The following is a 23,815-nucleotide window of genomic DNA, read 5'->3' as shown; positions in this document are numbered from 1 at the left end:
CTCATTAGTCGGTTGGGACAATTTGTCTCAATCGACTTTTTTATATGTCCAGAACGTAGAGAGTTACGATAAACAACTGATTTTTATATAAATAAAAGTTGGTACAGCAATTGCTATAACAGGTGTAAACATAATCCGGTTTAAATCTGGAACTGAGCAATGCTTAAACAATTACTACAAGAAGCAACAACGAATAACGGTAAAGCTCGTCTTTACGCGTATGAAAATACCGTAGAGCTTAAAAACCTTATTCCACCCACAGTGAGCTATGAGAGTGGGGGCAATACATTAATTGTCGGCCCTACAGCTATCATCGAAAGTGCTGCGCAACAATTGAGCGAAATGCACAGCTTAACCCTCCTTTCGACAGATGGAGAGCAGGGCACTCATAGCCAACTCTATTTTGCTAACTCAGTGAGTGTTAGCGGCTTTCTAGGCACATTTAATGTCACTGTTGAAAATAATGGTGTTGAGAGCAATCTCGCTAAAGCCGCCATTAACTATGACTGTTTCGATATTGTGCTCGATCTTTGTCTCAATAGCTGTATGACAGAAGAAGTACCTGTACCGGGTTATTACCCTGTTGGTCGTGGTTATCCAAAGCTTGCTGAGGCTCTAGAAGAAATCCCAACCTTAATGGGTACATTCGATAAGCCAAAATTCTTTCGTCTAGATACCGACTTATGTGCACACAGTTCTCGTGGTGTGAAAGGCTGTGACCGTTGTGTGGATGCATGTCCTGCTGGCGCACTTTCTAGTCAAGGGAACGATAAAATTGGTCATCGCATTGAGATCAACCCTTACCTTTGCCAAGGCGTAGGGACATGTGCATCGGCTTGTCCTACCGAAGCGATTCATTACGCACTTCCTGAGCCTCAAGATACGCAAAAATTCATTGAACGCACGCTAGCTAACTATGAGAAAGCGGGCGGTGTTGATCCTATCGTTTTGATATGCAGCTCTCGCCATGAAAATTACAACGTAATGGCTCTTAAAGCATTGCCAGATAACGTTATTCCAGTGGTTGTTGAAGAACTGCCATCCATTGGTATTGATACTTGGTTTGCGGCATTAGTGAATGGAGCGACGCAAGTGCTGTTCGCTGCAAGTCGCTTTATGCCAGCAACGATTATTCGTGTACTTAGCAATGAAGTGGCGACGGCTCAAGAACTGCTTGGTCAGCTTGGTATTCAAAAAGAGTGTATCGACATTCTTTACCTAGAGTCTTTGCGTGAAGGCCCGCCAACACTTTGCACCGAGTCATTTGACCTTGCGTTAGGTGATCTTGAAGGGGATAAGCGTCAGCGGCTATTTACTGCATTAGATGCGCTGGCTATTTCACGTATTCCAGTTGAGAACGTCGTTGAGCTTGCGACTAACGCACCTTATGGTAACGTCGAGTGTGAGAGCAAAGACTGTACGTTGTGTATGAGTTGTGTCGCGGTTTGCCCAACCAGAGCTCTCCACACTGATGGCGTTTCACCTTCACTTAAGTTTGTTGAACAAGATTGTGTTCAATGTGGGTTATGTGCAAAAGCTTGTCCAGAGCAGGTTCTAACGCTTACTCCACGTATGAACTGGGATAAAGAAGCGCGTCAAACTGCTCAAGTTATCCATCAAGAAAAAGCCGCCGAATGTGTGCGTTGTCATAAGCCATTTGCGCCGCAGTCTATGATTGACATGCTGCAAGATAAGTTACGCGGTCACTCTCATTTCGCAGATGAAGCAGCAATTAACCGCATTGCGATGTGCGAAGACTGTCGTGTAATCGATATGTTTGAAGCCATGGCGGATGACCCAACAAAACAGTTGAACTATTAGGAGAGAGCGTAGTGAATCCAGAACAACAAAGTCTACGTGCTGACATCTACCTACTACTGGCGACGCTTTTACGCCAAAAGCCAAGCTCAGAGCTTACTGAGTTTTTAACTCAACTTGATATCGAGCCAAGCCAAAGCGATATGCAGCAAGCATGGCAACAACTTAAGCAAGCGGCATTGAATACAAATGACGAACAACTTACCGATGAATATCAAGATCTATTCATCGGTATTGGTCGTGGTGAAGTGGTGCCATTTGCATCATGGCATTTGACGGGTTCACTGATGGAAAAACCATTGGCAGAGATCCGCAAAGATCTTCAATTGCTTGGCCTAGAACGCGATGAGCAAGTGAAAGAACCAGAAGACCATATAGCGGCACTGTTTGAAGTGATGGCGGCGTTAACCGAAGAAGATGTAGCTATTCAGCAAGTGTTCTTCAATAAGCACATTGCACCTTGGTTTGTTGCACTTTGCGAGCAAATCCAACAAGCGAAAAGTGCACAGTTTTACTTAGCAGTGGCGGCGTTACTGCGCGGTTTTGCCACGGTCGAGCAAGTCCAATTTAGTCAAAACGTTCAAAGTACGAAAACCAGTTTAAAAATTGATGTGAAAAACGTGACTACTTACGAGTAGTTACACGGACGTCACGTCGATAAGAGGGGCTTAAGCCTCCAAAACACTACCGTAAGGTAAGGAAGCAACAATGAAAGATAATAATGAAATTAATTCAAGCCGCCGAGATCTTCTCAAAGGCTTAACAACTGCTGCCGTAGCTGGTGCGGTTGTCGCTGGTACAAAAGCGGCAAGCGCTTCAGAAACTGTAGATATTAAACAAGAAAGCGTGAAGAAGACGGGCTATCGCGAAACTCAGCATGTTCGCGACTACTATGACTCACTATAGGAGCTAACCAATGAAATTAGTCAAACGCTCCGATTCTGTGAGCAAAGAACAAAACCAACTTGGCGTATCTCGCCGTACGTTTATGAAGAACACTTCATTTGCGGCTGGTGGTGCAGTGGTTGGCGCAAGTTTATTCGCGCCGGGCATGATCAAAAAAGCTCAAGCGAAGTCGGTTGATCCAGATGCAAAAACTGAAGTGAAACGTACTATTTGTTCTCACTGCTCAGTGGGTTGTGGTATTTACGCTGAAGTACAAAACGGTGTTTGGACAGGTCAAGAGCCTGCATTCGACCACCCATTCAATGCTGGTGGCCACTGTGCCAAGGGTGCAGCACTTCGTGAGCATGGCCACGGTGAGCGTCGCCTTAAATACCCAATGAAGCTTGAAAACGGTAAGTGGAAAAAGCTCTCTTGGGAACAAGCTATCGAAGAAATCGGTGAGCAAACATTAAAGATTCGCCAAGAGTCTGGCCCTGATTCGGTTTACTTCTTGGGTAGTGCAAAGCACAACAACGAACAAGCGTACACCTTCCGTAAAATGGCGTCACTTTGGGGTACCAACAACGTTGACCACCAAGCGCGTATTTGTCACTCAACCACTGTAGCAGGTGTTGCAAACACTTGGGGCTACGGTGCAATGACAAACTCGTTCAACGATATGCACAACTGTAAGTCGATTCTGTTCATCGGTTCTAACCCAGCAGAAGCACACCCAGTAGCGATGCAGCATATCTTAATCGCGAAAGAGAAGAGCAACTGTAAGATTGTTGTTGCTGACCCACGTCGCACACGCACTGCGGCTAAAGCAGATCATTACGTATCACTTCGCCCGGGTTCAGACGTTGCCTTTATCTGGGGGATTTTATGGCACGTATTTGCCAACAAATGGGAAGACAAAGAATTCATCCGCCAGCGTGTGTTCGGTATGGACGAAATTCGTCAAGAAGTGGCGAAGTGGAATCCGAAAGAAGTTGAGCGTGTCACTGGCGTATCTGAACAAGACGTTTACCAAACAGCAAAATTACTGAGCGAACATCGCCCAGGTTGTGTGGTTTGGTGTATGGGCGGTACTCAACATACCACGGGTAACAACAATACTCGCGCTTACTGTGTGCTTGAACTTGCACTGGGTAACATGGGTAAATCTGGCGGCGGCGCAAACATCTTCCGTGGTCACGATAACGTACAGGGTGCAACTGACCTTGGCGTGCTATCTCATACTCTTCCGGGTTACTACGGCCTATCTGATGGCGCGTGGAAACACTGGGCTGGCGTATGGGGCGTTGATCATGAATGGATCAAAAACCGATTCGACCAAAAAGAATACCGTGGTAAGAAACCAATCAACAACATGGGTATCCCTGTGTCTCGTTGGATCGATGGTGTTCTAGAAAACAAAGACAACATTGAGCAGAACGACAACATTCGCGCCATGTTCTACTGGGGTCACGCAGTTAACTCTCAGACTCGTGGTCCAGAAATGAAAAAAGCGATGCAGAAGTTGGACATGATGGTCATCGTTGATCCATACCCAACCGTGGCTGCGGTAATGAACGATCGTACTGACGGCGTTTATCTGCTTCCTGCAACCACTCAATTTGAAACTTACGGTAGTGTGACGGCATCAAACCGTTCAATCCAATGGCGTGACAAAGTGGTTGAGCCGTTGTTTGAATCTAAGCCTGACCACGAAATCATGTACCTGTTGACCAAAAAGCTTGGCTTTGCCGATCAGCTGTTCAAAAACGTTCGTGTTGAAAACAACCAACCGTTGATTGAAGACATCACTCGTGAATTCAACAAAGGTATGTGGACCATCGGTTACACAGGCCAAAGCCCAGAGCGTCTAAAAGCGCACCAACAAAACTGGCACACGTTCCACAACACGACTTTGGAAGCAGAGGGTGGCCCAGCACACGGTGAAACTTACGGTCTACCTTGGCCATGTTGGGGTACACCAGAAATGAAACACCCGGGTACGCATATCCTTTACGATACCTCTAAGCCAGTAGCGCAAGGTGGCGGTAACTTCCGTGCACGTTTTGGTGTTGAATTTGAAGGTAACAACCTACTGGCAGAAGACAGCTACTCAGCGGGTTGTGAGCTTGAAGATGGCTACCCAGAGTTCAGCGATAAACTACTGAAACACCTAGGTTGGTGGGATGATCTGACTGAAGCAGAAAAAGCAGCAGCAGAAGGTAAAAACTGGAAAACCGATACCTCTGGCGGTATCCAGCGCGTAGCAATCAAACACGGTTGTATCCCATTTGGTAACGCGAAAGCGCGTGCGGTAGTTTGGACATTCCCTGACCGCGTACCACTTCACCGTGAGCCGCTGTACACACCTCGTCGTGATCTGGTCGCAGACTACCCAACTTGGGATGACAGTGAGTCTATTTACCGTCTACCAACGATGTACAAATCAATCCAAGACCAAGATAAATCAGGTGAGTACCCAATTATCTTAACCTCGGGTCGTCTAGTTGAGTACGAAGGTGGTGGTGAAGAAACCCGTTCAAACCCATGGCTTGCTGAACTGCAACAAGAGATGTTCGTGGAAGTAAACCCGAAAGATGCTAACGATCTTGGCTTCAAAGACGGTGACATGGTGTGGGTTGAAGGTGCAGAGAAAGGTCGTATCCACGTTAAAGCGATGGTGACACGACGCGTTCGTCCGGGCATGGCATTCATTCCTTTCCACTTCGGCGGTAAGTTTGAGGGTGAAGATTTACGTCATAAGTACCCTGAAGGTACTGATCCATACGTAATTGGTGAATCTGCAAACATTGCAACGACATACGGTTATGACCCTGTCACGCAAATGCAGGAAACCAAAGTCACCCTATGTAACATTCGCCCAGCGTAAGGAGTTAAAAAATGGCACGAATGAAATTCCTATGTGACACCAAACGCTGCATCGAATGTAACGGCTGTGTGACTGCATGTAAAAACGAAAATGATGACGCATTAGAGTGGGGCATTCAACGCCGCCGCGTAGTGACGTTGAATGATGGCGAACCGGGTGAAAACTCAATCTCAGTCGCTTGTATGCACTGTACCGATGCGCCTTGTATGGCGGTTTGTCCTGCTGACTGTTTCGAGCACACGGAAGATGGCATCGTACTGCATAACAAAGATCTTTGTATCGGTTGTGGTTACTGCCTATTTGCTTGCCCATTTGGCGCGCCTCAGTTCCCTAAACAAGCGGCTTTTGGTGAGCGCGGTAAAATGGACAAATGTACTTTCTGTGCAGGCGGCCCTGAAACTGAGCCGGGTTCAGTAGAAGAGCGTGAAAAGTACGGTGCTAACCGTATCGCAGAAGGCAAACTGCCGATGTGTGCATCGCTTTGTTCAACCAAAGCTCTGCTTGCTGGTGATGCTGAAAAAGTATCAGAGATCTTCCGTCAACGTGTGGTTCAACGTGGTGCTGAAAATGCGGGTTGGACAAACGGTGAAGATCTTTCATACGACGCGACTAAAAGCTAAGCGTGGAGAGAGGTATGACACATCTGTTTAAGCGTCTATCTCTTGCAGTGCTGCCATTATTGGCAGCGCTGTGTATGGCATTGTCGCTGCCAGCTTCTGCTGAAGATGCCAAATCTCCAGTAGTCGAGAAAGAGATGACTCAACTTGCGGGCGCTGATTTCTGGCGTGAAGTCCGCGAAGGGCAAGAAGGCTATACCACTTCTAAGTTTCCTGAACACGGTGTACTTATCAGTACTCCGGGAGAAACTTGGTTTGTATTAAAAGAGAAGTGGATGTCGCCTGCAGGCGCGATTGCCATTTTCGGTAGTATTGCACTGGTAATCATGGCTTACGTACTCGTTGGCCCGCTGATGCTAAGCAAACCGCGTACAGGTAAGAAGATGAAGCGTTGGTCTCGTTGGGATCGCGCACTGCACTGGAGCATGGCGTTTACCTTTTTGACCCTTGCATTCAGTGGTTTGATGCTGGTTTACGGTAAGCACTTCTTAAAACCTTACGTACCCAGTGAGTTTTGGGGCTTTATTATCTATACAGCCAAGCAATACCATAACTACGTCGGCCCATTGTTCTTTATTTTGCTGACGTTTGTACTATTGAAGTGGTGGCGTAAATCTATCTTCAACATGACTGACGTACGTTGGTTCATGAAGATGGGCGGTATGGTCGGTAAGTATAAAGGCACGCATCCATCTGCTGGTTTCTCTAATGGTGGCGAAAAAGCCATTTACTGGTTACTGATCGTATTTGGTGCGGTAGCAGCGGTAAGTGGTTTGATTCTAGACTTCCCAATTTTTGGTCAAACACGCCGAGATATGGAACTTTCAAACCTTGTGCACATGGCATCAGCTTTAATCCTGATCTGTGGTTTCATTTTCCATATCTACATTGGTTTGTTTGGTATGGAAGGCGCACTTGAAGGCATGGTGACAGGCGAAGTTGATGAAACTTGGGCGAAAGAGCACCACGACCTTTGGTATGAAGAAGTGAAAGCAAAGCAAGCAGAAGGCGCAGAGCCAATCACAGCAACAAAAGAAGCGAAAGGAGAGGTCAATGAACAAACCTCATAACGGGATTTGGGTAGCGTATATTCTTAGCTGCTTTACGCCTTTTACTTTCTTAATTTCTGGCGTGATTGCGATTATTTACGCAGGTTATCGATTAGATAAGAACGAAGACAGCGAAGTAGTGAACTCACACTACTATGGTTTAATTCGTACTTTCTTCTTGTACCTTACCTTCTTCGTAGTGTTGATTGTGACCATCGCAACTTCAAATGGCCTTTTGGCAGGCATTGAGCGTTACTGGTTCCATAACCCGATTTTGGACAAGGTGGCTTACGTGATACCCATTGTTGGTATGGTGTTCGCAGCATTGGCGATTTTGATTTGGTTTGTGCGTATGTATCAAGGCATGCAGCAGCTTAAAAACGACCAACCTCATCGACCATCAACTGGTCCAAACCTATAAACTCAAAAGCCCCGAAAGGGGCTTTTTTGACGGTATGAGTCGACTAGCTATCGCTAACCGCAATGACCTTTTTTCGCTTGTCCGGGAGGGCAAAATCCCCAATCACCATCTTTGTTATGATGATCCTCATCTTTGGTCGATACTTTTATCTCGACGTCATCAACTTCACCTTCCACCCGAGTTAATTGGCAGGCCGACAAAATAAACACTCATAGAGCCACAATTCCGAATATTTTCATACGCATACCTTTCCTATGCTTACGACTATGGTCTAAACCCTTACAGCTACTGTTGTCTCTATTTCAGTGTTAATATTAATTATGAACGCAGCTAACAAGGATTGTGTATGGATTTCCCTTATCAAAATATTGTAGTACTTACTGGAGCAGGTATCTCTGCTGAGTCAGGCATACAAACCTTTCGCGCCTCTGACGGGCTATGGGAAAATCACCGAATTGAAGATGTCGCGACGCCAGAAGGCTTTGAGCGCGATCCGGATCTGGTTCAAGAATTCTATAACCAGCGACGTCATAAGCTGCAGCACTCAGATATTCATCCTAACGCTGCGCACAAAGCGCTCGGGGAGCTAGAAGCAAAACTGCAAGGCACAGTGACTATTATCACGCAGAACATCGATAACCTGCATGAGCGTGGCGGTAGTGAGAATGTGATTCACATGCACGGCGAATTATTAAAAGCTCGCTGTAGCGAATCCAATCAAGTCATAGACCATAACGAAGACATCCAAACCGGTGAGCTTTGCCACTGTTGTCAGATCCCTGCACAAATGCGTCCTCACATTGTTTGGTTCGGAGAGATGCCTTTACGTATGGGCGATATCTATTCTGCGATTGAGAAAGCCGATCTGTTTATATCAATAGGCACTTCGGGTGTTGTCTACCCAGCGGCAGGGTTTGTTCATGATGCCAAAATGCATGGTGCCCACACGATTGAAATTAATCTAGAGCCAAGTGCGGTGCAAAGCGAGTTTGAAGAAAAGCGCTACGGAAAGGCGAGTATTGAAGTACCGAAACTGGTCAATGAGTTACTTGCATTAGATAAGGCCAAAAGCGCGTAAACCAAATACGCATCAAACTGTTATCGTACCCATCAGATCGAATTAAGCCTCTTTAGAGGCTTTTTTCATTTGATACATACTCAAATCGGCTTTTTCTAACGCCTGTTCTAAGTTCTGCTTAGTGCCATATTGAATGCCAAAGGCGAAACTAATCTGTTCACCTTCGAGAGTTTTGGTAATGTCTTCTACGTACTCTTGACCACGGCGAGGATGGGTGAGGGCGACAAACTCATCGCCGCCAACACGAGCAATAAGCTCATCTCTATGGGCTTGATCTTTTAGTACCTGGGCAAAGCGAATGATCATGAGATCCCCAACCTTATGACCCTTGGTATCATTGAGTTTCTTTAGGCCATTTAAGTCGAAATAAACCAGATCAAAGCAGTCTAAATCGGTTGCTGTAAGCTTTTTACGGTTATATAAACCTGTCAGCTCATCTTTAGTGGCTTGCTCTCTCAATTTGGCACTGATCTCAGTCAGACCAAAGGCAATAATCAAGAACGCCAGCTGAATCAAGCCATCTTCTAGAAAGGTATCTAAGAATTCAAATGGGTCTAAGAAAGTATCAACCACCGCTAACTCGGTGAACACATCGTAGCCTTTGTTAAACAGCAAGATGGCGGCACCGATTTTCAGCTTAGCGTTAAGGCGAATGTAGTCTCGACCGATATAGGTGATATAAATCAGAATCGCGAACGTATTGGCTTCAAAGAACAGATCGTAAGTGGAGTCGATATGAAGAACACTGCTCACCATAAGCATAACGGAGAGTACGATGAGCATTAGGCTGATAAGCAGTATGTACGGGTTTTTCTTATACATTGCGAACCTATAACAAGTATTTCTACCATTAAAGCTACTTGAAGTTCACATAAAAGAAAAGCGGCCGAAGCCGCTTTTGTTAAGTAATTTGTGTAAATTGTAAACGTTTAGTTTTCAACTTTTAACTTTTGGAAGTACTCTTCGTAAAGTGCGCTTGCTTCGCCCACTTCATCTTGCCATTCACCGCTGTCCATCACCTCTTGAGGAGGGAAGATGCTTGTATCGTTAGCAAACTCTTCAGGCAGAAGCTTAACCGCACCTGCAACTGGTGTTGGGTAACCAATCTCTAGGGCAATCTTAGCTGCGTTTTCTGGGCGTAGTAGGAAGTCGATCATCTGATGCGCAGCATCAACGTTTTTCGCTTGCTTAGGAATCGCTAAGCTGTCCATCCAGAAGATAGCGCCTTTCTCTGGCCAAATGATGTCGATCGACGCACCTTCTTGACGCGCCATGTAAGCCGAGCCATTCCATAGCATACCCAGTGATACTTCACCCGCAAGGTAAGGGTTAGCAGGGAAGTCTGAGTTAAATACTAATACGTTCGGCATGAGCTTCTTAAGCTCTTCGTACGCGGCTTTGATCTCATCTGGATTTGTGGTGTTTGGTGAGTAACCAAGCTTAGTCAATGCGATATGGAAAACTTCACGTGAGTCATCCATTAGCATCAGTTGGCCTTCCCACTTGCTATCCCAGAAGTCGTCCCATTTAGTAACAGAAGACTTGTCTAGCATCTCAGAGTTAATACCAATACCGGTCGCACCCCAGATGTAAGGGATAGAGTAGTTGTTGCTAGGATCGAAAGGTTTGTTTAAGAAGTTTTCATCCAGCTCGGCAAAGTGAGACAGTTTTGACTTGTCGATTTGTTGTAGCATGCCTTCTTTGCGCATTTTAGAGACAAAGTAAGTAGACGGTACTACCAAATCGTAACCAGAACCTTGAGTTTTCAACTTCGCGTACATGCTCTCGTTCGATTCGTACGTTGAGTAGATAACCTTGATGCCAGTTTCTTTTGTAAAGTCTTCAAGAACTTCGTTTGGAATGTATTCCGACCAGTTGTAAAAATACAGTTCTTGATCAGCCGCCATCGCTGGAGTTGCGATTAGAGTGGCTGCGCAAAGCGCGCTTGCATAGAGTTTACTTTTCATTATGTTTCCGTTTTATATTCCTAAGTCAGCATATTACCAATCCTGATAATATTCTCTGAGGTAGGGGTGTAACACAGTAATTTATCGTGAAGATAAACGCAGCAAGCGGGAATTATATCAGCCGGAAACGAAAATAGGCAGCTAATGCTGCCTATTTTCGAGATTTAAGATGGTTTATTGGCCAGCTTTCAGTTTTAAGAAATACTCTTCGTATTTCACTGTCTTATCGCCAACCGCATCTTGCCATTCCACACGGTCAAGATCTTCTTGAGATGGGAATAATGGCGCAACATCCTTAAATTTCGCGTTTGATTCAGCAACCGCTGTTAGGTAGCCCGTATCACGCGAGATTTGCTCTGCAATTTCAGGACGTAGTAGGAAGTCGATCATTTTATGAGCCGCTTCTACGTTTTTCGCACCAGAAGAAATCGCGAAGTTATCAACCCAGCCGATACCGCCTTCTTTAGGGAATACCAGTTTAAGGTTCATGCCCTCGTTTTGAGCGGCTGCTGCGCTGCCGTTCCAAAGCATACCAACGCCAACTTCACCAGACATGTAAGGCGCGCCTGGGTTGTCAGAGTTAAATACTAGAACGTTTGGCATTAGTTTTTGTAGCTCAGCGTATGCTTCGTCAATCTCTTTATCGTTTGTGCTGTTACCTGAGTAACCTAGCTTACGCAGTGCGATGTGGAACACTTCACGAGTGTCATCCATCAGCATCAATTGACCTTCTAGCTCTGGGTTCCATAAATCAGCCCAGCTGTTGAAGTCATTTGGATCGTACATATCTGCGTTTACCGCAAGGCCAGTGATAGCAACAACGTGTGGGATAGAGTAGTCGTTGTTCGGATCGTATGGCTTATCCAAGTAGTTTTTGTCTAAGTTGTCGAAGTTAGACAGCTTTGACTTATCGATTTTCTGCAACATGCCTTCATCGCGCATTTTCGCCACGAAGTAAGTTGAAGGTACTACTAAGTCGTAACCTTGGTTATGCGTCTTTAGCTTTGCATAAAGGGTTTCGTTCGACTCGTAAGTCGAGTAGATCACCTTGATGCCCGTTTCTTTGGTAAATTGTTCTAGGATATTACTGTTGATGTAAGGACCCCAGTTCATAAATACCAATTCTTTGTTTTCGTCCGCTGCCACTGAACCAGAGAACAGAGAAAGCGCACATGCACTACCAGCTAATAAAGTAGCCCATTTTTTCATTGACGTTAGCTCCAAACTAAACGTTGCTGTTTCATCTAAAATATTGAATTAACAGCAGTAGATAGAAAAACAGAATGACAAATGTCATTCTGTTTAGTGAAATTGAACGCGATTCTACTTTATTTTCTCTCTTGCTAGCAACTGAGAAGTGATAACAAGAACTAAAGAGACAATCAGCATTACGGTTGCGAGTGCATTCACCTCTGGTGAAATACCCACTTTAACCATTGAGTAAATCTTCAATGGCAAAATTTCATACGTAGGACCAGTCACAAATGAACTGATGATTACGTCGTCCAGAGACAGGGTAAAACTTAGTAACCAACCTGCAGCAACCGCAGGTTTGGCTAATGGCAGAATAATCTGTTTTAAGATTACCCATTCACTTGCGCCTAAGTCTTTCGCTGCTTCCAGCATCTTCACGTCAAAGCCATTTAAACGGCTATACACAGTGATAACCACAAATGGCAAACAGAATGTAATGTGAGCAACTAACAAGGTAAAGAAGCCTAGCTGCGCACCCATTACTAAGAATAGTGCAAGTAACGAGATCGCCATAACAATATCTGGCGACATCATTACAACAAACAGCATGCCATTAACTAAGCCTTTGCCTTTAAACGAATAACGGAACAGGGCAACCGCTGTTAAGCTACCAATAATGGTGGCCGCTGTAGCAGAAAAGACCGCCACATTCAGAGAGTGCCACGCAGCTTGCATCAAACTGTCGTTATTCACTAAGGTTTCGTACCACTTAGTAGTAAAGCCACCCCATTTCATACCGAATTTGTTTGCATTGAACGAGTTCACGATCAACACAATGATTGGCAGGTATAAAAACGCGTATACCAGTGCCATAAAGCTAAATCTAACTGTGCGTCCCATTAGTCTAGCTCCACTTTCTTGTTCAATAGCTTACCCGCTCTGTAGTAGGCGTATAACATCACTGCCATGGCAATAGTGAGTGCGATACTGGTCGCAGCACCAAATGGCCAATCTCGCGCATTGAGCACTTGGCTCTTAATCACGTTACCGATCAGTAGGTTCTTCGCGCCGCCCAATAGGTCAGCAATGTAGAACATGCCAAGCGCAGGGAGCAGAACCAACAAACAGCCACCGATAATACCCGGCATTGTTAGCGGGAGAATCACTTTAGTGAAGGTTTGAATTTTGTTCGCACCTAAGTCACGCGCTGCTTCAAGGTAAGTGTGATCTAGTTTTTCAATCGCGCTGTACAACGGCAGAATCATAAATGGCAACAGAATGTAGACTAAACCAATCATTACTGCGGTTTCTGTGTACATTAAACGCATTGGTTTATCGATGATTTCAAGTGCAATCAGCGACTTGTTCAACACGCCTTGTGTGCCTAATACAATTTTAAGGCCGTATGTACGGATCAGTGAGTTAGTCCAAAACGGAACAATCACCAAAAACAACATAATTGGACGCCATTTCTCAGGCATCTTCGCTACGATGTAGGCAAATGGGTAACCAATCACTAAACAAAGTAGGGTGGCGATAATCGCCATATAGAATGAATGCCAAAGTACTTTTGCGTACAGAGGATCCATTAAGCGTAAGTAGTTATCGAAAGTAAACGTCATTTCGATAAGGTTGGCTTCATCACGGGTTAGGAAGCTGGTACCAATGATCATGACATTGGGAACTAACACGAACAGTGTTAACCAACCTACAATCAGCGCGATGATAGCGTTTTGTAGATTAATCTTGTTGCTCATCGTTCAGTACTACCTCCCAGCTTTCAACCCAAGTAATCGCTACTTTTTGACCTAAAGAGTGGTCTACGTCTGGATCATCTTCGTTGAAGAATTCGCTTACCATGACACGCATACCTGATTCGAGCTCAATCACAGAGTCCAGAGTCATGCCTTTATAGGTACGTTCTCTAACGTGACCAACGATGCCTTTCTCTTCTGATTCTTTAATCTCTTCGATACGCAAGTCTTCCGGGCGAAGTAATACTTGCAATTTGTCGCCTGCTTGAACGTCTTTATCGTAGTAAACAACACATTCAACGCCTTCAACTTGAGCGCGAATACGCTTCTCGTCGATACGCTCAACTGTTGTTGCACCGAATACGTTAATCTCACCGATGAAGCGAGCAACAAATAGGTTCTTAGGCTCTTCGTAGATTTCACGAGGTGAACCATCTTGCTCAATCACGCCATCGCGCATAACGATAATACGGTCAGACATAGAAAGTGCTTCTTCTTGGTCGTGAGTAACGAAAATAAACGTAATACCCAATTGACGTTGAAGCTGCTTAAGCTCGATTTGCATTTGTTTACGCAATTTGTAATCAAGCGCAGATAATGATTCATCGAGAAGAAGAACCTTAGGCTTGTTGACTACTGCACGCGCGATAGCAATACGTTGCTGCTGACCACCGGAAAGTTGGTGCGGTTTACGTTGAGCCATCTTTTCAAGACGAACCATACGTAGCGCTTCCATAACGCGAGGCTCAATCTCAGCGGTAGCGACTTTCTGCATACGTAGACCAAATGCAACGTTCTCAAACACAGTCATGTGAGGAAATAGTGCGTAACTTTGGAATACAGTGTTGACATGCCTTTGTTCAGCAGGAACTTGAGTCACGTTCTGATTATCGAGAATAATGTCGCCATTATCCGCGGTTTCAAAACCTGCAATCATCCTAAGCACAGTGGTTTTACCGCAACCAGATGGACCAAGAATGGTAAGGAACTCACCATGGTTCACATCAAGGTTAAGATTGCCGATGATTTCCTTACCATCGAAACTCTTGCTAATACCAGATAAACGAATGACTGGTTGTTCTGCTTGTTGTTTAGCGTTCAACGTCTGTTTTTCTCCCACATCGGTCATTTTCAAATCGATTATTTTAATGACCTGTAGTTACACAAAATAGAGGCGCGCATCATAATCACCAATAGTGTGAAATCAAAGCATTTTCTTATTCTGATACAGAAAAAATTTTGCAGGTAAAAGTAAACATTCTTTACCATACTGTGTTTATGCCAAAGACATTGTGTCTAGCGGGCTAACAACTGCTTTGATCATCGAAAAATTGATGCTTAGGTCGCGCTTTTATTGGTTAATTATCAGCCATATAGTCAATAAAGCAAGCCGCGAATCAATAATAGATGGTAGAGTAGAGGGCTAATCGCTTATTTTAGCTGTACTCAATAAATCGTACTCTCGTTTAGTACGTACAAGTGATTGAGTTGATCAACAACATGACAGGCTTAACGCTTAGCGTAAAGCCGCGGAAACGAAAATGAACAAAGACATCGAAAAAGACTTTAACTTAGGTGGCAGTATCGAGCGCGCCATCTCTGGGGACTACGAACTCAAGGCTGGCGACATCTTCCGTGAGGCGTGGGGCCACACCATTAAGAACTTTTTGTCATTCTCTCCAGCCATCGTTGTGTTGATGTTTGTTCAGCTGGGCATCTTCTACGTAGCACTGAAATTGCAGCTCGGTGACCCAACCGTACTATTAACGGCGCTCACGTCACCGGAATCTGGCGCATTAACTCCAAACATCATGCAGGCACTATTTATTGCCAATTTCAGCTATGAAGTAGTGAGTGCACCCATTTATGCGGGCATTTGTTTAATGGCGATGAGCCATTCTGCCGGTTTATCCACTAAACCTCGTCATATTGGCAAAGGCTTGCAATACACTATCCCAGTGATTCTTGCGACATTGTTTAGTCTACTTCTGCAAGGCGTAGCGAGCATGATCTTGCCATTTTTATCTATGTATTTGTCGCTTGCGTTCAGTAACTCAATTTTACTGATCTGCGAAAAACAAGTGCCACCAATGCAATCCTTACTGCTATCACTGCGCGCGGTAAACAAAAAGATTTTCGTTTTAGCCGGCATTTACGTCATGGTTATGCTGATGTTTGTCGCTGGTGCGATGTTCTACGGCCTAGGTTTGATCTTCGTGCTGCCATTCTTCTTCCACGTGAAGGGCATCATCTATCGCAATATGTTTGGCATTAAGCTCAGAATTGTTGCTACCGATCGCCCTAAAGATGACGACGACAATAACGACTCACAGGTATTTAATGCGTAACTTTGAATCCTTAGCTGTTGCAGCCACTCTTGCTGTAGCTGTATTTGGTTACTACCGATATGAACATAAACTGGAGATTAATGAGCCTGCTGAGGTTTATCAATCTTCAATTATTGCTCACGCTGTTGGCGCGGCGCCTGACTTTGCAGCCATTCAAAATGTGCAGCAAAAGAAACAAGCGTTTTTTGATTACCTGACCCCAGGCATTGCGTTAGAAAACCAGCGAGTGATGAATGAACGCATTCGCTTAGAGCGCATTGCTCAACACTTTGAAGACAATAAACTCACGGGTGAAGATACCAGTTACGCCAAGCGTCTCGGTAAACTGTATCGATACGAGCTACCAGCGCAAGGCATCGAGCAAGCGTGGCTTAGTGAAATGCTACATCGCGTAAACGTGTTACCCGCTTCTCTGGTTTTAACTCAAGCAGCCAATGAGTCCGCTTGGGGAACATCGCGTTTTGCTACGCAGGCGAACAACTATTTTGGTCAATGGTGCTACGTGCAGGGCTGCGGTCTTGTCCCTTTGCAGCGTAGTGAAGGCGCGAAGCATGAGGTCGCCAAGTTTAGTTCGGTTCAAGAATCGATTCATCGCTACTTTATGAACGTCAACCGTAACAAAGCTTACTATGCCTTGCGAGAGATTCGATTCGTTCGCAGTGAAAACAGCCAAACTCTGGACGATACTAATGCGGCACTCGCTCTGACCGATGGCTTAGTTAAATACTCTGAGCGAGGTGAGGCATACGTCAAGGACTTACAGGCAATGATCCGTCACAATGATGAGTATTGGAAAGCCAACAAAATCGAATAATAAATGAAGAAAGTCTCGCTCACATTTTTAACAACAGCGCTATTAGGCGCTGTTTGTTTACCTGCTTCAGCTCAAGAATATATGTTCACCTATTCCAAGCTGTACACCCACATGAAGCAGAACGCGAAGGAAGGGCATGATGATGTCAAAGTCGGTTTTTTCTTTACTAACGCAGACACCAAAAAGCTTTGCCGAGTAGAAAAAGCTTGGATGGAAAAGGAAGAGCATTACGAAGAGTTGGTTATATCTCCAAGCCAGGAGGTGATTGTTCCGGTTGATGCGAATTTAAAACAAGCCAATCCTTTAGTCTTTGTTGATACACCACAAGATCAGCGCTGCGACTTTTCCATGGTCGTTATGACCAAAAATCCGTTACAAGGTAACGTGAGTTATCAGCAAATCGAAGCTCTGCTACCTCAAATGCAGTCCATTTTAGAGCAGCTCGGCGGCATGTTCGCGAGTTGGTTTACGCCGGATGTTGAGGGCGTGACGTTAGAGTTTGCAAAGCAACAAGGTGAAGTCTCGTTTTCTAATGGATTAACCAAACCTATTGTGAATGGCAAACTGCAAGTGGCATTAAGTGAAATCGGTGAGGGAGGCTACATGACGCTGCCTGAGCCAACATTGCGAGTATTACCGTATTTACCTGACGCGAAATAACGCGCTAATCGTCCAAAATTAAACGGATACAAAAAAGGTCGCTAACGCGACCTTTTCTATTTATTCGGCACCGACTATAGGTTTGTCACGTCAAGCTGAAGGCTTGGATCAAACTCTTGTACGCGGTCTTCATCATCAAACTGCTGTACTGGCATTTCTTCTTTATCGAAACCAATATCACCGCCATTGATTACGCCTGAATCACGGTTGATTGATTTAAAATCAAATAGCTCGTGGTCTGCAAGATGGCTAGGAACGACGTTTTGCATTGCACGGAACATGGTTTCAATACGGCCCGGGAAGCGTTTATCCCAATCATTTAGCATTTGCTTGATGTTCTGGCGCTGTAAGTTTGGCTGAGAGCCACACAAGTTACATGGAATGATAGGGTACTCGCGCATATCAGAGTACTTGATAATGTCTTTTTCGCGGCAGTACGCTAATGGACGAATAACCACGTGCTCGCCATTGTCTGATACTAGCTTAGGTGGCATACCTTTCATCTTACCGCCATGGAACATATTCAAGAATAACGTTTCAAGAATATCGTCACGGTGGTGACCAAGCGCAATCTTCGTTGCTCCTAGCTCTTTTGCCGTGCGGTACAAAATACCACGACGTAGACGAGAACATAGTGAACATGTCGTCTTACCTTCAGGGATCTTATCCTGAACGATAGAGTAGGTATCTTCTTCAACGATCTTATATTCAACGCCCAGTGACTCAAGATACTCGGGAAGAATGTGACTAGGGAAACCCGGTTGTTTTTGGTCTAGGTTCACTGCAACCAAAGAGAACGAAATCGGCGCGCTCTTTTGCAAACTCATTAAAATGTCCAACATAGTAAAGCTGTCTTTACCACCAGATAGACACACCATGATGCGGTCGCCATCTTCAATCATGTTGAAGTCTTGAATCGCTTGGCCTGTGTTGCGGCGAATACGCTTTTGAAGTTTGTTGAAGTTATATTGTTGAGCTTTGGTACGCTCTTGAGTTTGCTCGGTCATTTGCTTGCAGTCTTTTCTTGTCATCATTGTTAATGTGCAGATTCCAATTAGCTGGAATAACTACGAAGGGCGTATGATACGGATAAATACAGCAGATGCTAGTTCTATTGAACGAGTAGAAGAAAAAATCCCCTCAGCGAGGCTAAGGGGATTGGATGGGTAGGTTATATTGCGGTAGTTGGATCAAGCGGGCTTATGTAACCTTCCGGTTTTAGCGCCAATATGTCGCAGTTAATTTTATCAATCACATGTTCGGCAGTATTACCGATAAATACCGCAGACAAACCAGTTCGACCGGTTGTGCCGACAATCACCATCGCTGCGTTTAGCTTCTCAGCCGCTTCAGGAATGATATCTTCCGGCAAACCTTGTTCTACAATAGTTTGCTCTTCATCATAACCATGCTTTTGGCGCAACGCTTTCATTGCAGTGAGATGATGACCACGGACTGCATCGGTGTAGGTGGCTGGGTCAAATTCAGGCAATTCAACCGTAATGTTCGCCGGTGTTACCGGATACGCATTGATCAAGTAAGGGGACGCACCTAAACGCTCAGTTAAGCTCTTTAGCTGTTCAACCATACTGTCATTCAGACCAAGATGAGTGTCATTTTCTGATCCCACATGAACAGAGGCCAAAATGCTCGCATTTTCAGGCCAATCTGAGTTTTTCACCAAGAGCACTGGGGACGGACATTTGCGTAGTAGATGCCAATCTGTCGGAGTGAAGATGACCGATTCCAACACATCATGCTTACGCGTTCCTTTGATCACGATATCATGACCACCTGAATACACCTCAGAAATGATCGCTTCATAAGGGCGATTATGCCACACCACAATGACATCGAAATCAACACTGTCATTCACATAAGGCTCAGCGACTTTTCGCATCCACTGTTCACGCTGATGAATCACGCCCTTACGCATCGCGTTACGTTCATCGACCGATAGCATAGAGGTCATGTCGTAAGAGAAATCGTAAATAGATAAGAAGAAAGTGACGTGACTACGCGAGCGGCTTTTGGCAGCAAGTTGCATGGCTCGAGCTAGAGCGGGTTGTTCATCATTGTTGATGTTGGCAACAACTAGAATTTTGTTATAGATACTCATAGTAAACTCCTTAGAGAAGAGGAGACTTATACTTAAGTCACTAAGTTTACTGTAGCGTATTTCGATGAAGGTTTTTAGAAAAACTATGGGGAAGATTGAAGAAGTATGATGTAGCTCAGTTTAGAGCTACATCATTGATGTTATTACGATTCTGTAGAAACACCCGCCAATTGCATCAGTGCATCATGGTCAAGAATAGTGATGTACTTGCCTTTAACGCTTAAAATTTCTGACTTTTGGAAGCGGCCTAGTAGACGGCTAATGGTTTCAACGGTTAGGCCTAAATAGTTACCGATATCGCCACGAGTCATTGTTAAACGAAACTCGCGCGGGCTGAAACCACGTTGCGAAAAACGAGTAGATAGGTTGTATAAAAACGCCGCTAGACGCTCTTCCGCATTCTTCTTAGAAAGCAGTAAGATCATCTCTTGGTCGCCTTTAATTTCGTTACTCATCAGACGCATGATCTGTTGACGAAGCTTAGGCATTTTACCTGATAGATCGTCTAAAATCTCATAAGGAATCTCACAAACCATTGATGTTTCAAGGGCTTGAGCGAAACTAGGGTGGCTATCGTCAGTGATAGCATCAAAGCCCACTAAATCACCCGCTAAGTGGAATGCAGTGATCTGTTCATCACCTTGTTCAGTGATGGTGTAACTTTTAATCGTACCTGAACGAATTGCGTAAAGAGACTTCAACTCATCGCCAGCTTTAAATAGCTCTTGGCCTTTTTGAATCGGTTTTTTACGTTCAATGATTTGATCTAACTGGTCCAGTTCAGATTCATTTAACGTAAACGGAATACAAAGCTGACTAATGCTGCAATCTTGGCAGTGTATTGCACATCCGCCCGATTGAATGCGTTTTGTCGCAGGCTTTTCAGAAATCATAACAACCTTTCACTATTTGATATACATCAATATTTTATCACTCTTAACGCATAAAAGGTAGTGAAAAAAGGTGCTTAAAAACAGCAATCTATCAACGTGACATCAAGATAATGAGAGAACCATACGCTGTATATACGCCATACGTTAAGATCGCAAGTGCAGCAATGTTTCTAAATACGATTGATTGTTGCAGGTTATGTAGATACGAGGCTCCGTAGCCAACTGCGAGCATAGCGGGCAAAGTTCCAAGCCCAAATGCCAACATAATAAGTGCACCATTTACACTACCACCAGAGACTACTGCCCAAGTGAGCGTCGAGTATACCAAGCCACAGGGAAGCCATCCCCAAATAAAGCCAAAGTAGATCGCATGATGAGATTTTTTTAGCGGTAAAAGGGCATTTCCCGCAGGAGAGATTTTCTTCCATAGTGATTGGCCAAGTTTTTCAATCACCAGTAATCCTTGCCACCACTTAGCGATGTAGCAGGCGAGCAACACCATAAAGATGGCAGCAGCAATTCTGAGCCAAGCGAACGCGTAGGTAATATTGGCAATATCAGTAAGAGAAGAAACGGCACCGCCGACTAATGCGCCAAACAGCGCATAACTGAAAAGACGCCCAATATTGTAATAAATAGGCAGGCTTTTCGCTGGGTGAGCCTGACCCATGGATAATAAAGAGGCGATCCCTCCGCACATACCCATGCAATGACCCGCACCGACAAACCCAATAAAAAACGCGGCCAACCAATCGGCCGTCATAACTTAGGATTCTTATCGTTGGTTGGCTTTTGTTCGTCTTCATCAAACAGAATGTTATGACCTTGACGCTCTAGGTCTTCAAACTGCTCATTTTTCACCGCCCATAAGAACACTGCAACTGCGAGACACACCAAAACAATCGCAATAGGGATAAGAATATACAAGCTTTCCATTTATTTCCCCTGTTCCTTAAGTAGACGTAATGAGTTCGACACCACAATAATAGAGCTAGCAGACATGCCAACCACGGCAAAATAAGGTGCAACTAAGCCAGCAACGGCAAGCGGTAATATTAATAAATTATAACCCAATGACCATGCAAGATTCTCGGCAATAATGCGACGAGTTCGGAGTGTTAACGCTCGGGCTTTAAGTAACCTATCCAACTTGTCTCCAAGTAATACCATATCCGCTGAGGCTTTCGCTACATCTGTACCGCCTCCCATAGCAACAGAGAGGTGAGCACCAGCCAAAGTTGGAGCATCGTTAATGCCATCGCCGATCATCATCGTAATGTCATCATCTGCACCGGATTTAAGATAAGCCAACTTATCATCAGGTTTTGCGTCCGCAACGATATCCGAAATACCCATCTTACTCGCGACGGCTTGAGCATTTAGCATGCTGTCTCCAGTCAGCAAAGTGACTTTTATACCTGCGGCTTTAAACTGCTCTATGAGAGTTTTTGATTCACTGCGGATAGGATCGCGGTACTCAAATGTCGCGCTGTGCTGACCATCAATCGATAGATAGACTGAGTTCGCTTGGCCTAACTGTTTATCACCTAGTACAAACTCAGCACTGCCTATCTTAACCAACTGTTCATGGTAGTAACCTTGTAAGCCACTACCAATCACGTTTTCAACCTCAGTGAGCTCGATAGATGAGTTTGAATATGGCTTAAAGGCGCGTGCAATCGGGTGATTAGCATGAGACTCCAATGCCGCAGCTAACGATAGTAAATGGTCTTTATCATGTACATTGAATACTTTGACCGAGCTGATCTCAATATCGCCATGAGTCAGTGTGCCCGTCTTGTCGACGATAAGATGATTTACCTTACACAGTGTTTCAAACACATGGCTTTTACGAAGTAAGATACCTAAGTTACCCATGCGCGAAGTCGCGCACGTTAGCGCTGTGGGCGTGGCCAAAGAAAGCGCACAAGGGCAGGTGGCAACAAGCACCGCTAACATAATCCAAAACGAATCTTCTGGCTTTTGCTGTGACCAATATAACCAAGTGCCAATCGCGATAACTAAGATAGCCCCTACGAAATAGCGAGCAACAACATCAGCGATTTCAGCAATCTTTGGCTTAGATAACTGCGCTTCGTCTTGTAAGCGAACAATATTAGAAATCACTGATTCCGCTTTCGACGAATTCACCTCTAGTTCAAACGCTTCATCACCATTAAGCGTGCCCGCGAAAACGGCATCTCCTGAAATTTTAACCACAGGTAAAGACTCACCTGTCAGCATGGATTCATCCACATGGATACGGCCAGACAATACCAAGCCATCAGCAGGAATATGCTCTCCCGGAAGCACTTTAACTTGATCGCCAATACGCAATGATTTTACGGGGATTTGCTCGCCATCAAGTTTGGTTGCCATTGCAGGGATGAGCTTTAACAAGTTGCCACTCGCAGCGGCGGCTTTACGACGGGCACGCATTTCAAGGAAACGTCCAACTAACAAGAAGAACGCGAACATGGAAATGGATTCGAAAAACACTTCACCTTTTTCTGTCACCGTGGCGATTAAGCTGGCGACATACGCAAATATCATGGCAATAGAGACGGGCACATCCATGCCTAAGGTTCGACTACGAATGCTGCGCCAAGCATTCATGTAAAATGGCAATGCCGAGTAGAGCATGACAGGAGTCGCGAAGATCAGGCTGACCCAACGAAAGTAGTTTTTAAACTCAGTATCTAAGTCACCAAAGACTTCCAAATAAAGCGCCACAGCCAACATCATCACTTGCATAGTAGCAAGGCCAGCAATCCCCAATCGGTACAGGTATTGTTTCATTGAGCGATGGTACGCGGCTTCTTGCTGGTCTGCCTCAAAAGGCGCGGCTTTATAGCCAAGCTTATGGATAACAGAGAGCAGTTCACTCAATCGAGTTTTCTGTTTGTCCCACGCAAGAATCGCGCGGTTAGTTGTTGTGTTAACACGAATTTGAGCGACGCCATTAGTGTGAGAGAGCTGCTTTTCAATCAACCATGCACAAGCGGCGCAAGAGATACCGTCTAGTGACAATGTCACCTCTGCGATATTGTCGTTGTTTCGCACAAACTCTAATTGGACTTCTTCATTGTCGTAATGAATCAGCGCTTTGAGTTGCTCAGGAACAAGGTCGGCTTTTTCTGCGGGAGCAGTACGATATTGATAGTAGGACACTAGGCCGCTATCGACGATGGTCTGAGCCACCGACTCACAACCCGGACAACACATGTCCCGAGTTTCTCCGAGGATTTCTACTTTGTAATCCGTGTCGACTGGTACATCTTCACCACAGTGATAACACGATTTGCACATAA

The 23,815-nt window shown here is 44.9% G+C and carries 24 protein-coding genes; 11 read left to right on the top strand and 13 right to left on the bottom strand.

Annotated features, from left to right (window positions below; all coding sequences use genetic code 11):
- Positions 1–159: 159 nt before the first annotated feature.
- From OH461_RS04085 to OH461_RS04055, 7 genes are all read left to right on the top strand, one after another.
- Positions 160–1,821, top strand: coding sequence for a 4Fe-4S dicluster domain-containing protein (locus OH461_RS04085; RefSeq protein ID WP_270019342.1), 1,662 nt, complete (start codon positions 160–162; stop codon positions 1,819–1,821).
- A gap of 11 nt (positions 1,822–1,832) precedes the next feature.
- Positions 1,833–2,456, top strand: a complete 624-nt coding sequence (locus tag OH461_RS04080) for a TorD/DmsD family molecular chaperone (RefSeq protein WP_270019341.1) — start codon at positions 1,833–1,835, stop codon at positions 2,454–2,456.
- A gap of 70 nt (positions 2,457–2,526) precedes the next feature.
- Positions 2,527–2,724 carry a twin-arginine translocation signal domain-containing protein gene (locus tag OH461_RS04075; protein WP_260258456.1) on the top strand — a complete coding sequence of 66 codons (198 nt, stop codon included), beginning with the start codon at positions 2,527–2,529 and terminating at the stop codon, positions 2,722–2,724.
- A 10-nt stretch (positions 2,725–2,734) separates the two neighbouring features.
- Positions 2,735–5,590: a formate dehydrogenase subunit alpha gene (locus tag OH461_RS04070; RefSeq protein WP_270019340.1), complete on the top strand. Its 2,856-nt coding sequence runs from the start codon at positions 2,735–2,737 to the stop codon at positions 5,588–5,590.
- Positions 5,591–5,601: 11 nt separating this feature from the next.
- Entirely contained in the window at positions 5,602–6,210 is a 609-nt protein-coding gene (gene fdh3B, locus OH461_RS04065) for a formate dehydrogenase FDH3 subunit beta (protein ID WP_260258458.1), read from the top strand.
- A 14-nt stretch (positions 6,211–6,224) separates the two neighbouring features.
- The gene (locus OH461_RS04060) at positions 6,225–7,277 is read left to right on the top strand and encodes a formate dehydrogenase subunit gamma (protein WP_270019339.1); all 1,053 of its coding nucleotides are present in this window, start codon (positions 6,225–6,227) and stop codon (positions 7,275–7,277) included.
- Positions 7,261–7,677, top strand: coding sequence for a hypothetical protein (locus OH461_RS04055; RefSeq protein WP_270019338.1), 417 nt, complete (start codon positions 7,261–7,263; stop codon positions 7,675–7,677). The genes OH461_RS04060 and OH461_RS04055 overlap by 17 nt, the downstream gene beginning before the upstream one ends.
- A gap of 53 nt (positions 7,678–7,730) precedes the next feature.
- On the opposite strand, the gene OH461_RS04050 is transcribed toward OH461_RS04055, so the two are convergent.
- On the bottom strand, positions 7,731–7,886 hold the full coding sequence (locus tag OH461_RS04050; protein ID WP_270019337.1) for a hypothetical protein: 156 nt from the start codon (positions 7,884–7,886) through the stop codon (positions 7,731–7,733).
- Positions 7,887–8,023: 137 nt separating this feature from the next.
- On the opposite strand from OH461_RS04050, the gene cobB reads away from it, so the two are divergent.
- Positions 8,024–8,755, top strand: coding sequence for a Sir2 family NAD+-dependent deacetylase (cobB, locus tag OH461_RS04045; protein WP_270019336.1), 732 nt, complete (start codon positions 8,024–8,026; stop codon positions 8,753–8,755).
- 42 nt (positions 8,756–8,797) lie between these two features.
- Here cobB and OH461_RS04040 read toward each other — a convergent pair whose 3' ends face one another.
- From OH461_RS04040 to potA, 6 genes are all read right to left on the bottom strand, one after another.
- Positions 8,798–9,577, bottom strand: coding sequence for a GGDEF domain-containing protein (locus OH461_RS04040; RefSeq protein ID WP_270019335.1), 780 nt, complete (start codon positions 9,575–9,577; stop codon positions 8,798–8,800).
- 107 nt (positions 9,578–9,684) lie between these two features.
- Positions 9,685–10,722 carry an extracellular solute-binding protein gene (locus OH461_RS04035; protein WP_270019334.1) on the bottom strand — a complete coding sequence of 346 codons (1,038 nt, stop codon included), beginning with the start codon at positions 10,720–10,722 and terminating at the stop codon, positions 9,685–9,687.
- A gap of 174 nt (positions 10,723–10,896) precedes the next feature.
- The gene (locus OH461_RS04030) at positions 10,897–11,931 is read right to left on the bottom strand and encodes an extracellular solute-binding protein (RefSeq protein ID WP_270019333.1); all 1,035 of its coding nucleotides are present in this window, start codon (positions 11,929–11,931) and stop codon (positions 10,897–10,899) included.
- 114 nt (positions 11,932–12,045) lie between these two features.
- Positions 12,046–12,816, bottom strand: a complete 771-nt coding sequence (potC, locus tag OH461_RS04025; protein ID WP_270019332.1) for a spermidine/putrescine ABC transporter permease PotC — start codon at positions 12,814–12,816, stop codon at positions 12,046–12,048.
- Complete coding sequence (potB, locus tag OH461_RS04020; RefSeq protein WP_260258466.1) at positions 12,816–13,673, bottom strand: spermidine/putrescine ABC transporter permease PotB; 858 nt, start codon at positions 13,671–13,673, stop codon at positions 12,816–12,818. Before potB ends, potC begins: the two co-directional genes overlap by 1 nt.
- The gene (potA, locus tag OH461_RS04015) at positions 13,657–14,790 is read right to left on the bottom strand and encodes a spermidine/putrescine ABC transporter ATP-binding protein PotA (protein WP_270019857.1); all 1,134 of its coding nucleotides are present in this window, start codon (positions 14,788–14,790) and stop codon (positions 13,657–13,659) included. Before potA ends, potB begins: the two co-directional genes overlap by 17 nt.
- Before the next feature lie 421 nt (positions 14,791–15,211).
- On the opposite strand from potA, the gene OH461_RS04010 reads away from it, so the two are divergent.
- Genes OH461_RS04010 through OH461_RS04000 form a run of 3 tightly spaced genes read left to right on the top strand, consistent with a single transcriptional unit; the run spans position 15,212 to position 17,492 of the window.
- A complete protein-coding gene (locus tag OH461_RS04010; protein WP_270019331.1) occupies positions 15,212–16,018 on the top strand; it encodes a hypothetical protein in 807 nt (268 codons plus the stop codon).
- Positions 16,011–16,832: a glucosaminidase domain-containing protein gene (locus tag OH461_RS04005; protein WP_270019330.1), complete on the top strand. Its 822-nt coding sequence runs from the start codon at positions 16,011–16,013 to the stop codon at positions 16,830–16,832. The genes OH461_RS04010 and OH461_RS04005 overlap by 8 nt, the downstream gene beginning before the upstream one ends.
- A 3-nt stretch (positions 16,833–16,835) precedes the next feature.
- Complete coding sequence (locus tag OH461_RS04000; RefSeq protein ID WP_270019329.1) at positions 16,836–17,492, top strand: DUF2987 domain-containing protein; 657 nt, start codon at positions 16,836–16,838, stop codon at positions 17,490–17,492.
- Positions 17,493–17,566: 74 nt separating this feature from the next.
- Here the strand turns inward: OH461_RS04000 and ttcA are convergent, their stop codons facing one another.
- The 6 genes from ttcA to OH461_RS03970 all read right to left on the bottom strand — a co-directional run bounded on the left by ttcA (position 17,567) and on the right by OH461_RS03970 (position 23,813).
- A complete protein-coding gene (ttcA, locus tag OH461_RS03995) occupies positions 17,567–18,499 on the bottom strand; it encodes a tRNA 2-thiocytidine(32) synthetase TtcA (RefSeq protein ID WP_270019328.1) in 933 nt (310 codons plus the stop codon).
- Positions 18,500–18,663: 164 nt separating this feature from the next.
- The gene (uspE, locus tag OH461_RS03990; RefSeq protein WP_270019327.1) at positions 18,664–19,611 is read right to left on the bottom strand and encodes a universal stress protein UspE; all 948 of its coding nucleotides are present in this window, start codon (positions 19,609–19,611) and stop codon (positions 18,664–18,666) included.
- 143 nt (positions 19,612–19,754) lie between these two features.
- Positions 19,755–20,504, bottom strand: a complete 750-nt coding sequence (locus OH461_RS03985; protein WP_260258473.1) for an FNR family transcription factor — start codon at positions 20,502–20,504, stop codon at positions 19,755–19,757.
- 91 nt (positions 20,505–20,595) lie between these two features.
- Positions 20,596–21,267: a sulfite exporter TauE/SafE family protein gene (locus OH461_RS03980; protein ID WP_270019326.1), complete on the bottom strand. Its 672-nt coding sequence runs from the start codon at positions 21,265–21,267 to the stop codon at positions 20,596–20,598.
- Positions 21,264–21,440 carry a cbb3-type cytochrome oxidase assembly protein CcoS gene (gene ccoS / locus OH461_RS03975; RefSeq protein ID WP_270019325.1) on the bottom strand — a complete coding sequence of 59 codons (177 nt, stop codon included), beginning with the start codon at positions 21,438–21,440 and terminating at the stop codon, positions 21,264–21,266. Before ccoS ends, OH461_RS03980 begins: the two co-directional genes overlap by 4 nt.
- On the bottom strand, positions 21,441–23,813 hold the full coding sequence (locus OH461_RS03970) for a heavy metal translocating P-type ATPase (RefSeq protein WP_270019324.1): 2,373 nt from the start codon (positions 23,811–23,813) through the stop codon (positions 21,441–21,443).
- Between the last annotated feature and the right edge of the window lie 2 nt (positions 23,814–23,815).

The organism is Vibrio sp. LaRot3 (assembly GCF_027587025.1).
Taxonomy (GTDB): Bacteria; Pseudomonadota; Gammaproteobacteria; order Enterobacterales; family Vibrionaceae; genus Vibrio.
Note: the sequence above shows the minus strand (reverse complement) of the source record. Positions and strands in the feature narration are given on the sequence as shown.